The sequence below is a fragment of the Telluria sp. LT2P34 genome (genome assembly GCF_059685915.1).
The window spans coordinates 209,246-229,963 of the sequence record NZ_JCASIN010000003.1 but is presented as its reverse complement, the minus strand read 5'-3'; the positions used below and the strand labels follow the sequence as shown (position 1 = coordinate 229,963).

The 20,718-nt window shown below is 63.6% G+C and carries 17 protein-coding genes and 1 tRNA gene; 4 read left to right on the top strand and 14 right to left on the bottom strand.

The window, feature by feature from the left end; translation table 11 throughout:
* Position 1 precedes the first annotated feature (1 nt).
* Complete coding sequence (locus tag AC56KZ_RS11685) at positions 2-3,370, top strand: pilus assembly protein (protein ID WP_497162328.1); 3,369 nt, start codon at positions 2-4, stop codon at positions 3,368-3,370.
* Between the two features lie 13 nt (positions 3,371-3,383).
* Here AC56KZ_RS11685 and AC56KZ_RS11680 read toward each other — a convergent pair whose 3' ends face one another.
* Entirely contained in the window at positions 3,384-4,700 is a 1,317-nt protein-coding gene (locus AC56KZ_RS11680; RefSeq protein WP_497162327.1) for a sensor histidine kinase, read from the bottom strand.
* Positions 4,697-5,389 (bottom strand): response regulator transcription factor, encoded by a 693-nt coding sequence (locus tag AC56KZ_RS11675; RefSeq protein WP_497162326.1) that lies wholly within the window; start codon positions 5,387-5,389, stop codon positions 4,697-4,699. Before AC56KZ_RS11675 ends, AC56KZ_RS11680 begins: the two co-directional genes overlap by 4 nt.
* A gap of 276 nt (positions 5,390-5,665) precedes the next feature.
* Between AC56KZ_RS11675 and AC56KZ_RS11670 the strand changes: the two genes are divergently transcribed.
* Complete coding sequence (locus AC56KZ_RS11670) at positions 5,666-6,475, top strand: Crp/Fnr family transcriptional regulator (protein ID WP_497162325.1); 810 nt, start codon at positions 5,666-5,668, stop codon at positions 6,473-6,475.
* Positions 6,476-6,493: 18 nt separating this feature from the next.
* Here the strand turns inward: AC56KZ_RS11670 and AC56KZ_RS11665 are convergent, their stop codons facing one another.
* From AC56KZ_RS11665 to AC56KZ_RS11615, 11 genes are all read right to left on the bottom strand, one after another.
* On the bottom strand, positions 6,494-7,924 hold the full coding sequence (locus AC56KZ_RS11665) for a CHASE3 domain-containing protein (protein WP_497162324.1): 1,431 nt from the start codon (positions 7,922-7,924) through the stop codon (positions 6,494-6,496).
* A gap of 205 nt (positions 7,925-8,129) precedes the next feature.
* Positions 8,130-8,762, bottom strand: coding sequence for a response regulator (locus tag AC56KZ_RS11660; protein WP_056334485.1), 633 nt, complete (start codon positions 8,760-8,762; stop codon positions 8,130-8,132).
* Positions 8,763-8,953: 191 nt separating this feature from the next.
* Positions 8,954-9,361: a MerR family transcriptional regulator gene (locus tag AC56KZ_RS11655; protein ID WP_497162323.1), complete on the bottom strand. Its 408-nt coding sequence runs from the start codon at positions 9,359-9,361 to the stop codon at positions 8,954-8,956.
* 47 nt (positions 9,362-9,408) lie between these two features.
* The gene (locus tag AC56KZ_RS11650; protein ID WP_497162322.1) at positions 9,409-9,768 is read right to left on the bottom strand and encodes an integration host factor subunit alpha; all 360 of its coding nucleotides are present in this window, start codon (positions 9,766-9,768) and stop codon (positions 9,409-9,411) included.
* 103 nt (positions 9,769-9,871) lie between these two features.
* On the bottom strand, positions 9,872-12,298 hold the full coding sequence (gene pheT, locus AC56KZ_RS11645) for a phenylalanine--tRNA ligase subunit beta (RefSeq protein ID WP_497162321.1): 2,427 nt from the start codon (positions 12,296-12,298) through the stop codon (positions 9,872-9,874).
* Between the two features lie 30 nt (positions 12,299-12,328).
* Positions 12,329-13,345, bottom strand: coding sequence for a phenylalanine--tRNA ligase subunit alpha (gene pheS / locus AC56KZ_RS11640; protein WP_497162320.1), 1,017 nt, complete (start codon positions 13,343-13,345; stop codon positions 12,329-12,331).
* A 126-nt stretch (positions 13,346-13,471) separates the two neighbouring features.
* A complete protein-coding gene (rplT, locus tag AC56KZ_RS11635) occupies positions 13,472-13,831 on the bottom strand; it encodes a 50S ribosomal protein L20 (RefSeq protein ID WP_379784174.1) in 360 nt (119 codons plus the stop codon).
* A gap of 20 nt (positions 13,832-13,851) precedes the next feature.
* Positions 13,852-14,049, bottom strand: coding sequence for a 50S ribosomal protein L35 (gene rpmI, locus AC56KZ_RS11630; protein ID WP_119811915.1), 198 nt, complete (start codon positions 14,047-14,049; stop codon positions 13,852-13,854).
* Between the two features lie 241 nt (positions 14,050-14,290).
* The gene (infC, locus tag AC56KZ_RS11625; protein ID WP_497162501.1) at positions 14,291-14,839 is read right to left on the bottom strand and encodes a translation initiation factor IF-3; all 549 of its coding nucleotides are present in this window, start codon (positions 14,837-14,839) and stop codon (positions 14,291-14,293) included.
* Positions 14,840-14,860: 21 nt separating this feature from the next.
* Positions 14,861-16,771, bottom strand: coding sequence for a threonine--tRNA ligase (thrS, locus tag AC56KZ_RS11620; RefSeq protein ID WP_497162319.1), 1,911 nt, complete (start codon positions 16,769-16,771; stop codon positions 14,861-14,863).
* Between the two features lie 196 nt (positions 16,772-16,967).
* Positions 16,968-17,044: transfer RNA gene (locus tag AC56KZ_RS11615), tRNA-Val, on the bottom strand.
* 111 nt (positions 17,045-17,155) lie between these two features.
* Here AC56KZ_RS11615 and AC56KZ_RS11610 point away from each other — a divergent pair.
* Positions 17,156-18,133: a cation diffusion facilitator family transporter gene (locus tag AC56KZ_RS11610; RefSeq protein ID WP_497162318.1), complete on the top strand. Its 978-nt coding sequence runs from the start codon at positions 17,156-17,158 to the stop codon at positions 18,131-18,133.
* Positions 18,134-18,165: 32 nt separating this feature from the next.
* Positions 18,166-19,125, top strand: a complete 960-nt coding sequence (locus tag AC56KZ_RS11605) for an NAD(P)/FAD-dependent oxidoreductase (RefSeq protein WP_497162317.1) — start codon at positions 18,166-18,168, stop codon at positions 19,123-19,125.
* 2 nt (positions 19,126-19,127) lie between these two features.
* Here AC56KZ_RS11605 and AC56KZ_RS11600 read toward each other — a convergent pair whose 3' ends face one another.
* Complete coding sequence (locus AC56KZ_RS11600; protein ID WP_497162316.1) at positions 19,128-20,714, bottom strand: sensor domain-containing diguanylate cyclase; 1,587 nt, start codon at positions 20,712-20,714, stop codon at positions 19,128-19,130.
* Between the last annotated feature and the right edge of the window lie 4 nt (positions 20,715-20,718).

The following is a 20,718-nucleotide window of genomic DNA, read 5'->3' as shown; positions in this document are numbered from 1 at the left end:
CATGAACCGCAGCGCTTTCTGCCGCACCTTCGGCCGCAGCACCGTCATCAAAACCGTCGCGGGCGCGCTTGCGGCAGCCCTGGCCGCCGCCCCTCTGTTTGCCGGCGCCGAGGACATCGACATCTTCACCGGCGCGTCGGCCGGCGCCAAGATCAATCCGCGCATCCTGATCGTGCTCGACAACACCTCGAACTGGTCGCGCCAGAACCAGAAATGGCCGGGCGCGAGCCAGGGCCAGGCCGAGGTGAATGCGATCAAGACGGTCGTCAGCAAACTGTCCGGCAGCGTGAACGTGGGCCTGATGGAATACGTCACCGGCGGCAACAACAACGACGACGGCGGCTTCATCCGCTATGCGGTGCGGCCCATGGTCGAAACAAGCCTCGAACCCAACCGGAGCCGCTTTGCCGCGCAGTTGACGGCAATCCACGACAACATCAACAGCCCGGACGAAAAGCGCAGCTCGGGCACGCCCTACGGCAACCTGATGTACGACGTGTACAACTATTTTGCCGGCGCCAATTCGTATTCGCCGGCGGCGACCCTGGCGAGTAAAGCCGACGCGGGCGGCTACACGACGAAATACGGCAAGTTCGCCTCGCCGCTCACCGCCGACAACACCTGCGGCAAGAGCTACGTGATCTTCATCGGCAACCCGAATTCGAGCGGTCCGTCGAGCGACACCCCCGCCAACACGCAACTGCTCAACGCCTTGAACGGCAAGACCGCGGCCCAGCTGGGCCTGCCGAATTTCTCCAGCAAGGCAGTCAGCACCCCGACCACGATCGGCACCACCTCGGCCTGCTACAAGGATGCCGCGACGGCCGCCGCCGGCCGGGCCGAATTTGCGAACGTCTGCAGCGGCTACACCGACGGCTGCACGATCGGCCCGGCCGCAGCCAGCGCCGAGGGCGTGTGTACCGTCGCCGGCACCAGCCAGTACAGCGTGGTGGCGACCGACACCTTCGTCACCAACGTCCCGACCGGCAGTTTCAGCACCGATACCGGGCCGCGCAACGCCGACGAGTGGGCGCGCTTGCTGCACGACCGCGGCGTTCCGGTCCCCGGCAGCACGATCCGCCCCTCGGTGACCACCTATACCATCGACGTCCACAACGCCCAGCCGAACGCCGAGCACACCTCGCTGCTGCTGAGCATGGCCGATGCCGGCGGCGGCAAGTACTTCGCGGCGAAGAACGAAAATGCGATCGTCGCGGCCCTGAACGAGATCCTGATCGAGATCCAGGCCGACAATTCCAGCTTCGCCTCGACCAGCCTGCCGGTCAACGCCACCAACCGTTCCCAGAACGAGAACCAGGTTTTCATCGGCATGTTCCGGCCGGATGGCAACGCCAAACCGCGCTGGTTCGGCAACCTCAAGCGCTATCAGCTGATCAAGACGCCAACGGGCCTCGACCTTGGCGATGTGATTGGCGACCCTGACAAGCCCGCCACGAACAAGGTGACCGGCTTCATCACGCCGTGCGCCAGAAGTTACTGGACGAGCGACAGCAGGGACTACTGGGACGACGTAGGTGATGCGCCCGACCTTGCCAGCCTGTGCGACAAGAACAACCCGCATTCCGATGCGCCGGACGGTCCCTTCGTCGAACGAGGCGGCGCCGCCCAGGTGCTGCGCCAGGGTAACGTCGCCGGCGGCACCTATAGCCTGAACAACGTCAATCGCAACATGTACACCCATGCCGGCGGCGCCACCCAGGCCACCGGCGCCCTGGTCGACTTTGCATTGGCAGGTGCCTTCATGGACACCAACCTGGTCAAGTTCATCCGCGGAGAAGACGTCAACCCGACCAAGGAAAAAGGCGGCCCCGGCACCACCCGCCCCTCGATCCATGGCGACGTCATCCATTCGCGCCCGCTGCCGGTGAACTATGCCAAAAGCGGTGCGACGACAAGCGACGTGACTGTATTCTACGGCGCCAACGACGGCACTTTCCGCGCCTTGAATGCGAACACCGGTGTCGAGCGCTGGGCTTTCGTGGCGCCGGAATTCTTCCCGCGCCTGTCGCGCCTGAAGAGCAACTCGCCGCTGGTGGCCTATCCCGGCCTGCCGGACGGTATCAGCCCGGCGCCTACGCCCAAGGATTATTTCTTCGACGGCTCGACCGGCATCTACCAGAACGCCGACAGCTCGGTCGTCTGGATCTACCCGACCATGCGCCGCGGCGGCCGCATGATCTATGCACTCGATGTCAGCACCCCCGCCACGCCGGTCTTCAAGTGGAAGGCGGGCTGCCCGAACCTGAACAACGACACCGGGTGCACAGTGGGCATGAGCGGCATCGGCCAGACTTGGGCGACCCCGAGCGTCGCCTTCATCAAGGGCTATTCCACGAGCAAGCCGGTGCTGGTGGTGGGCGGCGGCTACGACCGCTGCGAGGATGCCGATACCAAGACCCCGAACTGCAGCGCCGGCAAGGGCGGCGTGGTGTATGTGCTCGACGCCGATAGCGGCACGGTCATCCGCTCGTTCCAGACCGAGCGGGCGGTTGCGGCCGACGTGTCGATGGTCGACATCGACAACGATTCGATGCCCGACTACGCGTACGCCGCCGACACCGGCGGCAACCTGTACCGCATCGACTTCGTCAACGGCCCGTCGACCCGTGCAGCCCTGGCGCCAGAGGCTTGGACCAGCAAGAAGGTGGCGGGCACCGCCGGCGGCGGGCGCAAGTTCCTGTTCGCGCCGGCCCTGCTGGCGGCGCAGGGCAAGGTCTTCGTGGCCCTGGGCAGCGGCGACCGCGAGCACCCACTGCTTTCGCACTATCCCTACGCAAGCGTGGTAAACCGCTTCTATGTGGTCAAGGACGACCTGGCAGCCGTGTCTTCGGCGGCCCAGGACCTCGACACGCTGGCCGACTACACCACCCAGAACGCCTGCGATACGCCGCGCGTGCTGCCGAACAACGAGCTCAAGGGCTGGTTCATGAACCTGAACCAGAACGGCACCGGCGAACAGGTCGTGACTTCGGCCCTGATCGCGAGCGGCATGGTCACTTTCAGCACCAACCGCCCGATCGACCCGAAGGCCGGCACCTGCGCCACCAGCCTGGGTGAGGCGCGCGGCTACTGGGTCAACCTGCTCAACGCCGCCGGCGCGATCAATACGGCAGGGTCTTGCGGCGGCGAGCGCTCTTCGCCCTTCGTCGGGGGCGGCCTGCCGCCGTCACCGGTGCTGGCGAGCGGCGTCATGGTCGGCAACCAGGCCACCACGGTGGTGATCGGCGCCGTCCAGAAGGGCTCGGACATCAAGGCCGGCGTCAGCGTGGCGATCGCCCCGCAAATCATCCGGCCAACCATCAGCTCCAAGCGCAAGCGTACCTATTCGTACACCTCGGAAGCGGACTGACAGGAAGAGCGCTTCAGGGAAAGGCGACGGTGAAGAGCGCGCCACCCTGGGGCGCCTCGGTCAGCACGACCGCGGCGCCATGCAGGTTGGCGATATCGCGCACGATCGCCAGACCCAGTCCACTGCCCATCGCATTCGTGCCGACATCCAGGCGCACAAACCGTTCGAACACGCCCTCGCGCTGGGCGGCCGGAATCCCCGGTCCGTTGTCCTCGACGCGCAGCACTGTCCCCTCCCCACCCTTGCCGCAACTGACCGTCACCCGCCCGCCCCGCGGCGTGTAGCGCAGCGCGTTGTCGACCAGGTTGTCGACCAGGTCGCGCAGCAGGAAGCGGTCGCCCTGCACCGGCGCCGGCTCCAGCTCGAAACCGAGGTCGATATCCTTCGCGGCGGCCTGTTCGACGAAAGACTGGATGGTGTCGGCGACCAGGGCGGCCAGGTCGAGCGGCGCCAGGCGCAGGCGGTCGAAGCGGTTCGGTTCGGCCCGTTCCAGCGACAGCAATTGATTGGTCTGGCGGATCATGCGCTCGTTCGCGCCCAGCATCAGTTCGACCGAGCGGCGCGTGTCGGGGTCGTCGGCATGGCGCGCCGCCAGCCATTCGAGCTGCAGGCGCAGGCCGGCCAGCGGGGTGCGCAGCTGGTGCGCCACGTTGGCCCGGAATTCGTCCTGGGCCCGGGCGCCGGCGCCGATGCGTCCCAGCAGCGCATTGAAGGCGTCGACCAGCGGCGCCAGTTCGCGCGGCATGCCGGCGTCGGTGAGCGGCGCCAGGTCGGCGCTGCCGCGGGCGTCGAGGCGGGCGCGCAGCCGCGCCAGCGGCGCCAGTCCATTCCCGACCGAGAACCACACCAGCGCCACCAGCGCCAGGCTGAACACGACTTCGAGCAGCACCAGCGAGCGCACGATGGCGGCGCGTACCTGCTGGCGGGCGCGCACCGTGCGCGCCACGCTGACGCGCTGCACGCCGTCGCGTGTAATGACCTCGGCCACCGCCACCCGGACCGGCTCGCCATGCAGGACGGAATCGTGCATGCCGGTGCGGGTCATAGCCGGCAAGGCAGGGGTTCCCGCCAGCAGGCGTCCGTCAGCGGCGTGCAGGGCGCTCCAGCTGGCTTCTCCGCCTTGTTCTTCCAGGGCCGCGCCGGCCAGCGCAGCGGGGCCGGCGGTGCGCACGCGCGCGGCCAGGCTGGCGGCGGCCGTGCGCAGGCCCTCGTCGAAGGCCAGCTGGGCCGGGGTCCAGGCGAGCAGGTAAGTCAGGCCGGCCGCGCCCAGGTTGACGACCAGGATCGGGCCGACCAGCCACTTGAGCAGGCGAACCCGGATGCTGGTCACGGCGCCGCTGCCGCTTCCAGCAGATAGCCGAAACCGCGGATGGTGCGCAGCGACAGGCCGGCGCCGTCCAGTTTCAGGCGCAGGCGCGAGACATACACTTCGACCGCGTTCAGGGTCAGGTCTTCGCCCCAGGGCGCGATGGTGTCGATGATCTGCTGTTTCGACACCACCCTGCCGACCTGCTGCAGCAGGTACTCGAGCACCGCCCATTCGCGCGCCGACAGCTCGAGCGCACGTTCATTGATGCGGGCGCGGCGGGCGCCGGTATCGAGCACCAGGTTGCCGAGCGCGAGCACGGTCGATTTCGGCGCGTTGCGGCGCGCCAGGGCGCGGATGCGGGCCACCAGTTCCGGCGTGGCGAAGGGCTTGACCAGGTAATCGTCGGCGCCCGTTTCCAGGCCGCGCACGCGGTCTTCGACGGCGTCGCGCGCGGACAGCAGCAGCACCGGGGTGGCGTCGCCCCGGGCGCGCAGGCGGCGCACCACTTCGAAGCCGTCGATGCCCGGCAGGCCGATGTCGAGCACGACGACGAGTTGCGCCAGGGCGGAAGACGATGGAGGATGGCGCTGCAGCAGGAGGTCGGCCTGCAGCCCGTCACGGGCCAGTTCGACCTGCATGCCGTGACCCTGCAAGCTGCGAATCAGGCCGTCGGCAAGGACGGTATCGTCTTCCACAAGTAGGACATGCATGCGCGCGAGGGTGTCGATTTGATCGATTATGGAGAAATCAGGGGGTCATTATCCGACAAACACTTGCGTCAGGAATATAAAAAGCCTGATTTCGGGCAATTTTCCCAGTAGGACTGAACTGACACGACACCATGCATAGTGCCTACACGGGGGCAACCCCAAGTCTTATGTTCGCCAACAGACGGAAGCCTTAATGTACACACATCGCGATGAAACAAAGTCAACAGTCTTTGCAAGTCGCCCCCGAAGCATTCAGTACAGATAAGAGGACAGAAAATGAACAACGCTCAACTTGGTGGTGTTACGCAAAAATCGCAATCGGTAACCCGGATTCCTGCCACCAAAGATGAAGTCAAAACTGCGTCCCGTCCAGTAGTCAGTGTCAGCGGCACCCAGCAGAACGAACTGCTGGCCGCCCTTCCCCGTCCAGATCTGGAAACCCTGTTCGAGCACCTGGAACTGGTTCCAATGCCGTTCGGCAAGGAACTTTTCGAGTATGGCAGCAAATTGGAATATGTGTATTTCCCGACCACCGCAATCGTGTCGCTGTTGTATGTGATGGAAGACGGCGCCACCACCGAGATCGCCGTTGTCGGTCACGAAGGTGTTGTCGGCGTGTCCCTGTTCATGGGTGAGCGCGCCATGTGCAGCGCCGTCGTCCAGAGCGCTGGCTACGGCTACCGCCTCAAGACCCAGTTCCTGCGCGACGCCTTCATGAAGGGCGGCGCCCTGCCCCAGCTGATGATGCGCTACACCAATGCCCTGTTCGCCCAGATGGCGCAGAACGCCGTCGGCGGCCGCCACAGCTCGATCGAACAGAAGCTGTGCCGCTGGCTGCTCGATCGCCTGGACCGTTCGCCAGGCAACGAGCTGAAAGTGACCCAGGAACTGATTTCGATCATGCTGGGTGTGCGCCGCGAAAGCATCACCGCCGCCGCCGGCAAGCTGCAGGACGAAGGCCTGATCCAGTACCGCCGCGGCAACATCACGGTGCTCGACCGCACCGGCCTGGAAGACTATGCGGGCGAATGCTACAAGGTCGCCAAGACCGAATATGACCGCCTGCTGATGGACGTGGCGCGCTAAGCAGGACTGAACAAGGCATTACGCGGTCTGTTGCAGGCCGCGATCTTCATCCCCCGTCGCCGGCATGTCCGGCGACGCGTCATTTGGGCCAGGCAATTCCAGCTGCGCCGCCGTTGCCGCCAGCGGAATGCGCGCCCGGACGCAGGTGCCCACGTCGTTGACGCCGCGCCCGACCTCGAGTTGACCGCCCAGCAGCAAGGCTCTTTCGCGCATTCCCAACAGCCCGTGCGACTTCGCGCGCGCGAACGCGTCGGCGGCAATCCCGATGCCGTCGTCGCTCACTTCCAGCGTCACCGCGTCCAGTTCGCGCTCGATGTGCACGATGACATTACGCGCGCCTGCGTACTTGGCGATATTGTTCAGTGCTTCCTGCACGATCCGGAACAGGGCGATTGCATGCATCGGGCCGGCGCTGTCGACGTCGCCTTCGATCAGCACATCGCAGTCCAGGCGGCTGAGCCGTGCGTAACCGTCGCAGTAACTGTGCAGCGCGGCGGACAAGCCCAGGTTGTCGAGCAGGCTCGGGCGTAAATCCTCGACGATGCGGCGTTTCAATTGTACCGTATCGACCAGGGTCGCCCGCGCCCGTGCCAGCATGGCCGCCAGGTCCGGCCGGCTCGAGTGCAAAGCTTCGCCGACGCTGTTCAGGTCCATGCCGATTGCCGTCAGGTTGGCGCCCATTTCGTCGTGCAGCTCGCGCGCCAGGCGCGCTTTTTCTTCTTCCGCCACATGGATCAGGTGGCGCGACAGCACCGACAACTGCTCGGTACGCTTTGCAACCGTCGATTCGAGTTGTTCGTTGACGGCCTGCAGCGCCCATTCCGCTTCGGCGCGCGCCGCGAAACTGCGCCGCACCAGGCGGTAAAAGAGCAGCAATACCGCGATCGCGGCGGCATTGATGCCCAGGCCGAGCATGACAGCATGGCGGTATTGCTTGTAAAAAGCGGCGCTGTGGGCGTTCAGCAATTCGTTTTGTTCGCTCAGCATGATGACGACCTGCAAGCGGATTTCATCGCTATCGCCGTCGCCCGGCGCAGCCGTCCCGGCGAGCAGTTCGTCCAGGCCGCCATCGCGGTAGACCCCCAGCGCGGCGTTCATCAAGCGCAGCTGGCGCTCGACCAGGCTGCGCAGTTGCGCGAGGTTTTTCTGTTGCGATGGATTATCGGCCAGCAAGACCTGCAATTCGCGCAGCTTGCTGTCGATCTGGGCCGGGGCACCCTTCACCACGCTCAGGTAGGTCGGATTTCCGGACAGGAAATAGCCGCGCATATTGCTTTCGGCATCCGTGACAAGCAGGCTCAGCTGCTGTAAGTCGTCGCTGACGCGGGTGCTCTGGTCTTGCAGGCCGTTTGCCGCTTTCAGGGCGTCGAGGTTGCGCAGCAGGCTGAAGCCGTTTGCCAGCAGTATCAGCACGCAGGCAAGGCAGATCAGCGTTTTATAGAGTGGCAAACTGCGAGGCAGTGCGCGCGGCGATCCGCGCGTCCTTGCCTGCCGAGGATCGCTGGTGAACAACACTATCGGGTTCCTTTCGCGCAACTTAACCGGAGCGCGCCGATTATAGTCTTTTCCAGGGGGAAATGCAGCGCGGAGGAATCCGCGGTGCCGGCGCGAAGGGCCGGCAAAGGCGAACGCCGGGAGGCGTTCGCGAACCCGCTCAGTCGAGCAGGTTGTTTTTCATGGCGTAGTAAGTCAGGTCGCTGTTCGACTGCAAGCCCATCTTTTCCATGATGCGGGTACGGTAGGTGGACACGGTCTTGATCGACAGCGACAGGGCGTTACCGATATCGGACACGGTTGCGCCTTTTGCCAGCCGCAGGAAGACCTGGAACTCGCGGTCCGACAGCTCGGTGTGCAGCGCCGTGTTCGGATCGCGGTCGAAACTCTGCGCCAGCAATTCGCCGACCGTCGAGCTGACGTAGCGGCGCCCCTGGAACACGGTGCGCACGGCGGTCTTCAGCTCGTCGGCATCGCATTCCTTGTTCAGGTAGCCATTGGCGCCCATCTTGAACAGGTTCAGTGCGTACTGTTGCGCCGGATAGCCGGAGAGAATCAGTACCGGCAGGTTCGGCTGCCCCTGGCGGATGGTACGCAGAATGTCGATCCCGCTCTGGTCGGGCATGGCGATGTCGAGCAGCAGCACGTCGCAAATCTCGCGACGGGCAATATCGAGCGCTTCGCGGCCGGTGGCGCCTTCGGCCACGACTTCGAAGTCGCCGGACGACGAAAAAATTTGTTTGAAGCCTGCTCGAACTATCTGGTGATCGTCACAAATGGCAACGCGTATCATTATCTTCCCTTAAATTTTCCTTGCACAGGAAAGAGCCGGGGACCTCTGCCCGGCTGTCATGCGTTGATTTACCTACATCGCATGTAACATTTTAGCACCCCGACGCCCATCTACAACAGAGCTGCACGCATGCTGGGCTAACTGAACAGCAATCGAAGCGCCCGGCAGCTGGTTTTGCCTGGGCAGCGTCCTCAGACCGGACGCGGAATGCTTTGCTTGAGCAGCGCAAGGATGCCTTGCAGCTCCTCGCGCAGTTTGACGGTGTCGACGACCGGCGCCTCCTCGACGCTTGCCGCCGCAATGCCGCCGGACAGGCTGCCTGCGCGGCTGTCGAGCCGGTTACGGGCGCCGCTGATCGTGAAGCCCTGCTCGTAGAGCAGTTCGCGGATGCGGCGGATCAGCAGCACTTCGTGGTGCTGGTAATAACGGCGGTTGCCACGGCGTTTGACCGGCTTTAGCTGAGTAAATTCCTGCTCCCAGTAGCGCAGCACGTGCGGCTTGACGCCGCACAGTTCGCTGACTTCGCCGATCGTGAAGTAGCGCTTGGCCGGGATCGGCGGCAGCGCGGTCAGTTCAATCTTGTTGGGGCGATCGTTCATAACTCACTTTTTTATCTGCAAGCAGCATCTGCGACCGGCGCCTGCACTCAGGCAGCGCGCGCCAGCGATGACGACGGCGGGCTGGTTTCTTCGACCATGCCCTTGAGCTTCTGGCTCGCGTGGAAAGTCACGACGCGACGCGCCGTGATCGGGATCTCTTCCCCGGTTTTTGGATTGCGGCCAGGCCGCTGCGGCTTGTCGCGCAACTGGAAGTTGCCGAAGCCCGACAGCTTGACCGCCTCGCCGCGCTCGAGCGCATTGCGGATCTCGTCGAAGAAAGTCTCGACCATATCCTTGGCTTCGCGCTTGTTCAGCCCGACCTGCTCGAACAGCAGCTCGGCCAGCTCGGCCTTGGTGAGGGTAGGCAAGGCCTGCTCGGCTTCCTTGCGGACCCGGGCCACCTGCATGGCGCGATGCAGGTCAGCCGCCAGTGCCTCCTGGAATACGGCCGAATCAACGTCGTTATTATTAATTTTGCAGCCCTGCCTTCGATTTGGACATGTTTTACACTCAGCCGCGCAGCTTTGCGCTATGTTTTTCTCTTGCGGCCTCTGCCACTGCAGCCATCACGGACTCCACGGCATCGTCCTGCAAGGTCGATTGAGTATCTTGCAACCCAAAGCGGAAAGCAAGCGATTTTTCGTCCGCCTCCAGACCTTTGCCGCGGTATTCATCAAACAAAACAATGGCTTGCACGATCTTGCCTAACGGGTGGGCAGCGAGCGCCGCATCGAAAGCGTCGATCACGGCCTGGGCCGCAACCGTGGCCTTGACCACCAGCGCGAGGTCGCGCGTCGCGCCCGGGAACTTCGAAATCTCGGTATAACGCGGGACTTCGCGTTGCTGGAGCGCGTCCGCATCGACCTCGAACAGCACCGGCGCCTGCGGCAAGTCGTATTTCTGCAGCCAGCGTGGATGCAGCTCGCCGATGAAGCCGACCACCTGGCCGTCGAGCTCTACGGTAGCACAGCGGCCCGGATGCAGCGCCGGGTGCTCGGCCTTGGCAAAGCGCAGCACGCGCGGCGCGAACAGCGCTTCGAGGTCGGCCTTGAGGTCGAAGTAGTCCACCGCACGCGTCGGCATGTCCCACTGCTCATCGAAAGCCGGGCCGTAGGCCATGGCGCCGACGCGCTTGGGCTGGTTGTAGCCGGCAACCGACAGCGGGCCGTCCACGGTTTCCTGGTTGCGGCTAAAGACGGCGCCGACTTCGAACACGCGCACCCTGCCCGCCTTGCGGTTCAGGTTGTAGCGCAGGTTGGCCAGCAGGCCGCCGATCAGCGAAGAGCGCATCACGCTCATCTGGCTGGCGATCGGATTCTGCAGCCGGATTGGCTCGACGTTGCCGGCGAAATCCTGCTCCCAGCCGGACTCGACAAAGCTCATGTTGACGACTTCCTGGTAGCCGAGGTCGGCCAGCAGGTGGCGGATCGCGAACAGCGAACGCGTGTTTTCCGGTTCGATCAGCATCGCGCTCGGCGCGACCGGCGGCTTGGCCGGAATGTTCTCGAAGCCGTAGACGCGCGCGACTTCCTCGATCAGGTCTTCCTCGATCTCGATGTCGAAGCGGTAGGACGGCGCGGTGACCGCGAACTGCCCGTCCTCATGGGTGAACGGCAGATGCAGGCGCGTGAAAATGTCGGCCACCATCGCGTCGGTGATCGGCACGCCGATGACTTTTTGCGCACGCGCGGTACGCAGCACGACTGGTGTACGTTCGGGCAGGTTCGCGATCTGGTCGTCGATCGGGCCGACGCGGGTGGCCTCGGTGCCGCAGATCTGCACGATCAAGGCCGTGATGCGCTCGATGTGTTCCACGTTCGTGGCGTAGTCGACGCCGCGCTCGAAGCGGTGCGCCGCATCGGTCGAGAAATTGAATTTGCGGGCACGGCCCTGGATCGCATTCGGCCACCAGAAGGCCGCTTCCAGGTAGATGTCGGTCGTGTCCAGGGTGACGGCGGTGGCGTCGCCGCCCATAATGCCGGCCAGCGATTCGATTTGCCGCTCGTCGGCAATCACGCCGATCCACTCGTCGACTTCCACCGTATTGCCGTTCAGGAGCTTGAGCGTTTCGCCCTTCCGGCCCCAGCGTACGTCGATGCCGCCGTGGATCTTTGCCAGATCGAACACGTGCGAGGGACGGCCGACTTCCAGCATCACATAATTCGAGATGTCGACCAGCGCCGAGACGCTGCGCTGGCCAGAGCGCTCGAGGCGCTGCTTCATCCAGTCCGGGGTGATGGCTTTCGCGTTCAGGCCGCGGATGACGCGTCCCGTCAGGCGGCCGCAGAGGTCCGGCGCGGAAATCTTCGCCGGCAGGATCTCATCCAGGGTCACCGGCACCGGCACCGTCGTCGGCAGGTGCAGCGGCGTACCGGTCAGGGCCGAGACTTCGCGCGCCACGCCCAGTACCGACAGGCAGTCGGCCTTGTTCGGGGTCAGCTTGATGGTGAACTTCAGGTCGTCCAGGCCGAGGTAGTCGCGGATGCTGGTGCCCACCGGCGCATCAAGCGGGAGTTCCATCAGGCCGCTGCTTTCTTCGGAAATTTTCAGTTCCTTGGCCGAGCACAGCATGCCCTGCGACTCGACGCCGCGCAGCTGGCCGACCTTGATTTCGAAGGGCTTGCCATCTGCACCCGGCGGCAGCACGGCGCCGGCCTGGGCGCAGATCGCCTTCATGCCCGCGCGCACGTTCGGCGCGCCGCAGACGATGTTCAGCAGCGTACCGGTGCCGACGTCGACCTGGCAGACGTTCAGGCGGTCCGCGTTCGGGTGCTTCGCCACTTCCACCACTTCGGCCACGACCACCTTCGAAAACGGCGGCGCAACGGGTTCGACTTCCTCGACCTCGAGGCCGGACATCGTCAGCAAATGGGACAGCTCATCCGAAGTCATCTTCGGATCGACCATGGAACGGAGCCAGTTTTCGGAGAATTGCATAATCTTGCCTTCGGCTGCAGGTGATTGTTATTAGTTGAACTGCTTCAGGAACCGGAGATCGCCTTCGTAGAACAGGCGGAGATCGTTGATTCCATAACGCAGCATCGTCAGGCGCTCGAGGCCGGAGCCGAACGCGAAGCCGATGAATTTTTCCGGGTCGAGGCCGAAGTTGCGCACCACCGTCGGGTGCACCTGGCCGGCGCCCGACACTTCCAGCCAGCGCCCTTTCAGGGGGCCGGAACCGAAGGCGATGTCGATCTCTGCCGACGGTTCGGTGAACGGGAAATAGGACGGGCGGAAGCGCACCTGCAGGTCGTCGGTCTCGAAGAAGGCCTTGACGAAATTCAGGTACACGCCCTTCAGGTCGGCAAAGCTGATGTCCTCGCCGATCCACAGGCCTTCGACCTGGTGGAACATCGGCGAGTGGGTGGCGTCGCTGTCGACGCGGTAGGTGCGGCCTGGCGCGATCACCTTGATCGGCGGCGTGTGGGTGCGGGCATAGCGCACCTGCATCGGACTGGTATGGGTGCGCAGCAGCAGCGGCTTGCCGGTGGTGTCATTGCCTTCGATATAGAAGGTGTCCTGCATCGAACGCGCCGGGTGGTTTTCCGGGCTGTTCAGGGCGGTAAAGTTGGTCCAGTCGTTTTCGATTTCCGGGCCATCGGCCACGTCGAAACCGATCGAGCGGAAGATTTGCTCGACGCGCTCCCAGCTGCGCATCACCGGGTGGATGCCGCCCATCGAGCGGCCGCGGCCCGGCAGGGTGACGTCGATACTTTCGGCGTTCAGGCGTTCCTGCAGCTGGGCCATGGCCAGCGCTTCGCGGCGGCCCGTCAATGCGCTTTCGATCTTTTCTTTTGCGGCATTAATAAGGGCGCCCTGCGCCTTGCGCTGCTCGGGATCGAGCTTGCCGAGTCCCTTCATCAGTTCGGTAACCTGGCCGGTCTTGCCGAGGTATTTCGCTTTTGCGTTTTCCAGCGCAGCCGCGTCGGGCGCGGCGCCAAAGTCAGCCTGGGCCGAAACGACGAGTTCTTCGAGCGAGTTCATGCTTATTCTTTTCCTGTTTTTATGGTGGCGGGAGCGCCACAAGTAAAAACGGGGCACAGGTATCAACCTCTGCCCCGCTCTTGTTGCACCGCGTTGCCGCGGCACTGGTATTACTGGCGGACTGCTTTAGGCAGCCAGCTTGGCCTGGACGGCGCTGACAATCGCGGCGAAGGCCGGCTTGTCATGCACAGCCATGTCGGCCAGGACTTTACGGTCCAGTTCAATCGCGGCTTTTTTCAGGCCGTTCATGAACACGCTGTAGGTCATGCCGTGCGAACGCGATGCTGCGTTGATACGGGTGATCCACAGTGCGCGGAAGACGCGCTTCTTGTTGCGGCGGTCGCGGTATGCGTACTGGCCAGCGCGCATAACTGCTTGCTTGGCAACACGGTATACTTTTGAGCGACGGCCACGATAGCCTTTGGCGAGCTCAAGAACTTTCTTATGACGGGCCCGTGCGGTAACCCCACGTTTAACTCTAGGCATATTAGCTCCTTAGTGTGAGATTAAGCAGACGGCATCATACGCATGACGCTGGTGACGTCCGACGCATTGATGTTACGGGTACCACGCAGCTGACGCTTGTTCTTGGTGGTCTTCTTGGTCAGGATGTGACGCTTGAACGCCATACCCGACTTCACAGTACCGCCCGGACGCACGCGAAAACGTTTCTTCGCGGAGCTTTTGGTTTTCATTTTTGGCATAGTCTTCTGTCCTTTTCACGGACAGCCTCATATAACAGGATTGCAGGTGGCAACATGGTGTCGCGCTTAGATGCCTGCTTTCACTTGTTTTGCAGCGAAGGTGAACCCGCTACAACCTGCTTCGAAAAACAGGAACCGCAGATTCTAACACACGTGCTGAACGAAAACAACAAAGGCCGGCCCGGGGCTGCAGCAATCGCTGCAACACCGGCCCGGCCTTCATCCATCCAACAGCGAAGAATTACTTCTTCTTCTTCGGCGCGATAATCATGATCATCTGGCGGCCTTCCATCTTCGGGAACTGCTCGACCTGGCCGTAAGGCTCGAGGTCTCCCTTCAGGCGTTCCAGCATGCGAAAACCGATGTCCTGGTGGGCCATTTCGCGGCCGCGGAAGCGCAGCGTGATCTTGGTCTTGTCGCCCTCGTCGAGGAACTTGATGAGGTTACGCAGCTTGATGCTGTAATCGCCCTCATCCGTGCCTGGACGGAACTTGACTTCCTTGACCTGGATGATCTTCTGCTTCAGCTTGGCTTCGTGGGCCTTCTTCTGCTCGGAGTACTTGAACTTGCCGTAATCCATCAGGCGGCAGACCGGTGGAACCGCGGTTGGCGCGATTTCCACGAGGTCGACGTTCTTTTCCTCGGCCAGACGGAAGGCCTCAGCCAGGCTCACAATGCCCAGCGGCTCGTTGTCCACCCCGGACAAACGCATTTCCGGGTGATTGATTTCGCCATTGATGCGATGCGACGACTTGTCAGTAGCTATGTTGTTTCCTTTTAATGTCTGAATAACCGGCCGGCTTACTTGGGCTTATTTGGCTTTGGAACCAACTTCGCCAAGCAGGCGCTCGATCAGGGCGTCGATGGACATGGTGCCCAGGTCGACATTGCCCCGTGCGCGCACGGCCACGGTGTTTGCTTCACGTTCCTTGTCGCCAACAACTAGAATATATGGCAACTTTTGGACGGAATGTTCGCGTATTTTATAGGTAATCTTCTCGTTCCGCAAATCAGCGTGAACGCGCAGACCAGCCTTCTTCAGGCGCTCTTGCACCTCTTTCACATACGTTGCCTGAGCGTCAGAAATATTCAGCACTGCCACCTGCACCGGGGCCAGCCACAGCGGCAAGGCGCCGGCATAGTTTTCGATCAGGATGCCGATGAAGCGCTCCATCGAGCCCACGATCGCGCGGTGCAGCATGACCGGCACCTTGCGCGTATTGTCTTCCGCGACATACTCGGCGCCGAGACGGCCGGGCATCGAGAAGTCGACCTGCATCGTGCCGACCTGCCATGGACGGCCGAGGCTGTCCTTCAGGTGGTATTCGATCTTCGGGCCATAGAAGGCGCCCTCGCCAGGCAGTTCGGTCCACTCGACGCCGCAGGCGCGCAGCGCCGAACGCAGCGCTTCTTCGGCCGCATCCCAGACTTCGTCGGTGCCGATACGGCTGTCGGGACGCAGGGCCAGCTTGACGTCGATGTTGGTGAAGCCGAAGTCGTCATAGACTTCCATTGCCTGGGCGTGGAAGGCCGTCACTTCCGCCTCGATCTGCTCTTCGGTGCAGAACACGTGGCCGTCGTCCTGGGTGAAGCCGCGCACGCGCATGATGCCGTGCAGCGCGCCCGAGGACTCGTTGCGGTGGCACTGGCCGAATTCGCCGTAGCGCAGCGGCAGGTCGCGGTAGCTCTTCATGCCCGAGTTATAGATCTGCACGTGGCCCGGGCAGTTCATCGGTTTCAGGGCGTACGAGCGGTTTTCCGACTCGGTCGTGAACATGTTTTCGCGATAGTTGTCCCAGTGGCCGGTCTTCTGCCACAGCGTGACGTCGAGGATTTGCGGCGCTTTCACCTCGTCGTAGCCGTTGACCTGGTATTTGTGGCGCATGTATTGCTCCACCTGCTGCCAGATGGTCCAGCCCTTCGGATGCCAGAAGATCAGGCCCGGCGCTTCTTCCTGGAAGTGGAACAGGTCCAGTGCCTTGCCGAGTTTGCGGTGATCGCGCTTTTCCGCTTCTTCCAGCATGTGCAGGTAGTGTTCCTGGTCTTCCTTCTTGGTCCAGGCGGTGCCGTAGACGCGCTGCAGCATCTCGTTGTTCGAGTCGCCGCGCCAGTAGGCGCCGGCCAGCTTCATCAGCTTGAACACTTTCAGCTTGCCCGAGGACGGCACGTGCGGGCCGCGGCACAGGTCGGTGAAGCTGCCTTCCGAATACAGCGACACGTCTTCATTTGCCGGAATCGAGGCGATGATCTCGGCCTTGTAGTGTTCGCCGATCGACTTGAAATAGGCAACGGCTTCGTCGCGCGGCAGCACCTTGCGCGTCACCGGCTCGTCCTTCTTGGCCAGCTCGGCCATCTTCTTTTCGATCTTGGCCAGGTCGTCCGGAGTAAACGGACGCTTGTACGAGAAGTCGTAATAAAAGCCGTTTTCGATGACCGGGCCGATCGTGACCTGGGCTTCCGGGAACAGTTCCTTGACGGCGTGCGCCAGCAGGTGGGCGGTCGAATGGCGGATCACGTCCAGGCCTTCCGGGTCGCGGTCGGTGACGACGGCGAAATCGGCGTCCTGCTCGATCAGGAAGGAGGTATCGACCACTTTGCCGTCGACCTTGCCGGCCAGCGCGGCCTTGCCGAGGCTGGGGGCAATACTCGTCGCTACTTGGGCGACCGTCACGGGGCCGTCGAACTGACGGCTGGAGCCATCGGGAAGTCGCACGTTAAGCATAGTGATCTCCAATTGAAATTTAGCTGGAATACTTGAAACTTGAAAATTCTGGACGAAAAAAAACGCGGGCTAGCCGCGTTGATGTCGTTGTGTTGAGCAAAAGCACACCCCTCGCGTCTAGCGTTTCCCCCACAACCAGGTTGTAGTTCGCGGTGTCATAACCGAGGTGCCTTTCTCGCTCTTACTCAATAAATTCTGGTGGGCGGTGCAGAATTCGAATCTGCGACCCCTTGGATGTCGACCAAGTATTCTAACCAGCTGAACTAACCGCCCAATGACGTGCATTATAGGGGGTGCGCCGGGAGCGCGCAAGGGTAGATCCAAATTTAGTGACGAGCAGGTTATCCATTACACTTCGGGTTCCGCACGCTGACCAGAATAACAATGTCCGAACACGCCGCACCGACCTCCGAACACCTGCACGCCCACCTCGACGGCGACGCTCAACATGGGCATTTCATCGAGGCGCGCAGCCAGAAGGCGCTCGCCTGCGCGCTCGGGCTGACGCTGCTGTTCGCCGTCATCGAGGTCTTTACCGGATTCATGTCGAATTCGCTGGCCCTGATTTCGGATGCCGGCCACATGGTGACCGACGCCGCCGCCCTCGGCCTGGCCCTGCTGGCGCAACTGATCGCCAAGCGCCCGCCTTCCAGCCGCCATTCCTTCGGCTTCGTGCGCGCCGAGGCGCTCGCCGCCTTCGTCAATTGCCTGGCGATGCTGGCGCTGGTGGCCTGGATCGCCTGGGAAGCGGCGCAGCGCCTGCTGCATCCGGAACCCGTGCAGGGCGGCGTGGTGCTGGTGGTGGCGGCGATCGGCGCCGGCATCAACATCCTGGTGGCCTGGATCCTGTCGCGCGGCGCGCAAAGCATCAACACGCGCGCGGCGCTGGTCAACGTGCTGGGCGACCTGCTCGGTTCGGTCGCCGCGATCGCCGCCGGCGGCATCATTTATCTGACGAACTGGGTGCGGATCGACCCGATCCTGTCGATTTTCGTGGCGCTGCTGATCCTGCGCTCGACCTGGGGCATCCTGCGCGAGTCCTATCACTTCCTGATGGAGGGCGTGCCGCACGGGATCGATTACCTGCAGGTCGGCGCCGACGTGGCCGAGGTCGACGGCGTGCTGTCGGTGCACGACCTGCACGTCTGGGACATGTCGCCCGGCCACCCTGCCCTCATCGGCCACCTCGAGATCCGCAGCCTGGCCGAGTGGCCGACCGTGCTGCGCGCAGTCAAGGACATGCTGCTGGCCCGGCACGGCATCGACCATGTGACCCTGCAGCCGGAAGGGCCGGATGGCCAGCCCCTCGATGCGAGCCTGTGTAAGCCTGCGCTTACCTTGCCTGGGCACGCGCGCCGATAGGACAAGGCCTGGCGATCGATGACAATGCGGCAATGGACGACATTTCCGAACGCGTATTCGACACCCTCATCATTGGCGGCGGTCCCGGCGGGCTGACGGCGGCCATTTACCTGCGCCGCTTTACCCGCAATATCCTCGTGGTCGACAAGGGCAACAGCCGCCTTGGCCTGATCCCGGTCTCGCACAACTACCCCGGCTTTCCCGAAGGCGTGCCGGGCACGCAACTGCTGACCAACCTGCAGCACCAGCTGAAGAACTACGGCGGCGCCGTACAGTCCGGCGAGATTACGGGCCTGCGCCTGGAAGACGGCGCCTTTGTCGGCGATTACGTCAACGATGCCGGCGAGACGCGCACGGTGCGGGCGCTGACCGTGCTGCTGGCCACCGGCGTGGCCGATGCCGGCCTGCCGATCGAAAACTGGTACGAGGCGGTGCAGTCCGGGGCGGTTCGCCTGTGCCCGGTGTGCGACGGCTACGACGTGATGGACCGGCGCATCGCCGTCGTCACCAACGAAACCAATCCGGTCGGGCATGCCCTCTTCATGCGCTCGTTCAGCGCTGACGTGACCCTGTTCGACCGCGGCAAGGAATCGATGCTGAACGAGGACGAGCTGCGCCAGGTCGAGGCAGCCGGCGTGCGCTACGTCGAGTCACCGCTGCTGGGCGTCACGCTGAGCCCCGACATGAAGCCGATCCTGAACACGGCCGACGGCGAAAGCCGTGAATTCGACGTGTTCTACCCGATGCTGGGCGAATCGGCGCGCTCGAAACTGGCCTGCGAACTGGGCGCCGAGACTGCCGACTGCGACAAACTGGTCGTCGACGATCACCAGCGCACCAATGTGCCGGGGCTGTACGCGATCGGCGACGTGGTCATGGGCCTGAACCAGATCGCGGTGGCGGCGGGACAGGCGGCGATTGCGGCGACCACGATTCACAACGCCTTGCCCTGGGCCTTGCGGCCGAAGGTCGAGGTGCAGAAAGCGGCCTAGCCTCAGATACACACGGCCAGATCGTCGTGTCCCGCGCCTTCGGTGACGAGGACCGTATTGCGCCCCTTGCGCTTTGCCTGGTAGAGCATGGCGTCGGCCTGGGCGACGATCGCGTTGATCGTGAGCTTGTCGCCGCTGGTGCGCCGCACGGTGTTGACACCGATGCTGACGGTCACGTACCCGGTCTCGCTGTCCGCATGTACGATTTTCAGCCCGACCACGGAACGCCGGATGCGCTCGGCCACGCGCAAGCCCCCGGCGCCGTCGGTTTCAGGCAGGACGCCGACAAACTCCTCGCCACCATAGCGTGCCGCCAGGTCTCCCGGCCGGCTGATCGCGCGCTCGATGGCCGCGGCCACCTGGCGCAGGCATTCGTCGCCGGCCACATGGCCGTAACGGTCGTTGAACTTCTTGAAGTGGTCGACGTCGAGCATGATGAGCGAGAGCGCCGTGCCGTTGCGGTCGGCCCTGCCGAGCTCCTGTTCCAGCGCGTGCTCGAAATGCCGGCGATTGGCGATGCCGGTCAGCCCGTCCTTGCGCGCCAGCGTCGCGAGCTGGCTGTTCTGGTCTTCGAGCGACTCGCGCGCGAGATGCAGTTCGCGTTCGAGCTTGTCCCGGATCACGATCTGCCTGACCAGGCGCCTGCCCAGGAAGCCGAGGAAGCCGACAGCGAGCAGGCTTGCGCCGGTCAGCATCAGCACGGTTTGCTGCCAATCGCCGAGGATTTCGTCGCTGGCGCGCGCGCATGCGACCACCAGGGGAAACGATTTCATGCGCCGGTAACTGTACAGGCGTTCGACCTGGTCGATCCGCGAGACCAGCATCGCCGTCCCCGCACCCCCTTGTTTGCGGTAATGCGTGAAGACCGGTCCGCCGCTGATATCCATGCCCGGCACGCTGTCGCTGAACGGCCTCCGGTAGATCAGGGTGCCGTTGTCGAGCGCGAGGAAAATCGTGCCGTGCGGGCCGACGTCGAATTCGTCATACAAGCGCGCGAAAAAGTCGACCTCGATCGTTCCCAGCACGACGCCGGCGAAGCTGCCATCGGGATGCTGCAGCCGGCGCGACACAGGCAGGACCCAGACGCCGGTGGAGCGGCTGCGAATCGGCAGGCCGACGTGCACGGCGCGCCCCGTATCCCGTGCATGAAACTTAAAATATTCGCGGTCCGAATTGTTTCCCTGCATCTGCCCGGCCAGCGACGTGACCAGCCAGCTGCCGTCCGCGCCATACACGAACAGGCCATGCAGTTCCGGCAGCTCCTGGGTGCTGCGCTGCAGGTGCGTGCGCAGGCGCCCCAGCGCGGCGCCGCCGGTCCCGTCGTGCTCGACGCGCTCGACGACGTCGGCCAGCACCGCGTCGACGATGCGGATCGCGCTCTCGCCCTGCGCCGCCAGCGCCTTGGCCATGTTGACGGTGGAGGCTTGCGCTTCGCGCAGGCGATCCTGGCGCGCCGACCAGGCGTTCCAGGATTGGGCGGCAATCAGGATCAGGAGCGAGGCGGCGAGGATGCCGACGGCGAAGGCAACCAAGGGACGCTTGCGCGCCGTCAGGCGCACGATGCGCGGATCAGTACTGGAAGTCGGCATCGTG

Bases quoted from the DNA above. Each gene is read 5' to 3' on its own strand.
- AC56KZ_RS11655 (WP_497162323.1), bottom strand. From the start codon at position 9,361: ATGAACGATCGCCCCAACAAGATTGAACTGACCGCGCTGCCGCCGATC.
- AC56KZ_RS11670 (WP_497162325.1), top strand. From the start codon at position 5,666: ATGAACAACGCTCAACTTGGTGGTGTTACGCAAAAATCGCAATCGGTA.
- rplT (WP_379784174.1), bottom strand. From the start codon at position 13,831: ATGCCTAGAGTTAAACGTGGGGTTACCGCACGGGCCCGTCATAAGAAA.
- rpmI (WP_119811915.1), bottom strand. From the start codon at position 14,049: ATGCCAAAAATGAAAACCAAAAGCTCCGCGAAGAAACGTTTTCGCGTG.
- AC56KZ_RS11605 (WP_497162317.1), top strand. From the start codon at position 18,166: ATGGACGACATTTCCGAACGCGTATTCGACACCCTCATCATTGGCGGC.
- AC56KZ_RS11600 (WP_497162316.1), bottom strand. From the start codon at position 20,714: ATGCCGACTTCCAGTACTGATCCGCGCATCGTGCGCCTGACGGCGCGC.
- pheT (WP_497162321.1), bottom strand. From the start codon at position 12,298: ATGCAATTCTCCGAAAACTGGCTCCGTTCCATGGTCGATCCGAAGATG.
- AC56KZ_RS11660 (WP_056334485.1), bottom strand. From the start codon at position 8,762: ATGATACGCGTTGCCATTTGTGACGATCACCAGATAGTTCGAGCAGGC.
- AC56KZ_RS11650 (WP_497162322.1), bottom strand. From the start codon at position 9,768: ATGCAGGTGGCCCGGGTCCGCAAGGAAGCCGAGCAGGCCTTGCCTACC.
- AC56KZ_RS11685 (WP_497162328.1), top strand. From the start codon at position 2: ATGAACCGCAGCGCTTTCTGCCGCACCTTCGGCCGCAGCACCGTCATC.
- pheS (WP_497162320.1), bottom strand. From the start codon at position 13,345: ATGAACTCGCTCGAAGAACTCGTCGTTTCGGCCCAGGCTGACTTTGGC.
- thrS (WP_497162319.1), bottom strand. From the start codon at position 16,771: ATGCTTAACGTGCGACTTCCCGATGGCTCCAGCCGTCAGTTCGACGGC.
- AC56KZ_RS11675 (WP_497162326.1), bottom strand. From the start codon at position 5,389: ATGCATGTCCTACTTGTGGAAGACGATACCGTCCTTGCCGACGGCCTG.
- AC56KZ_RS11610 (WP_497162318.1), top strand. From the start codon at position 17,156: ATGTCCGAACACGCCGCACCGACCTCCGAACACCTGCACGCCCACCTC.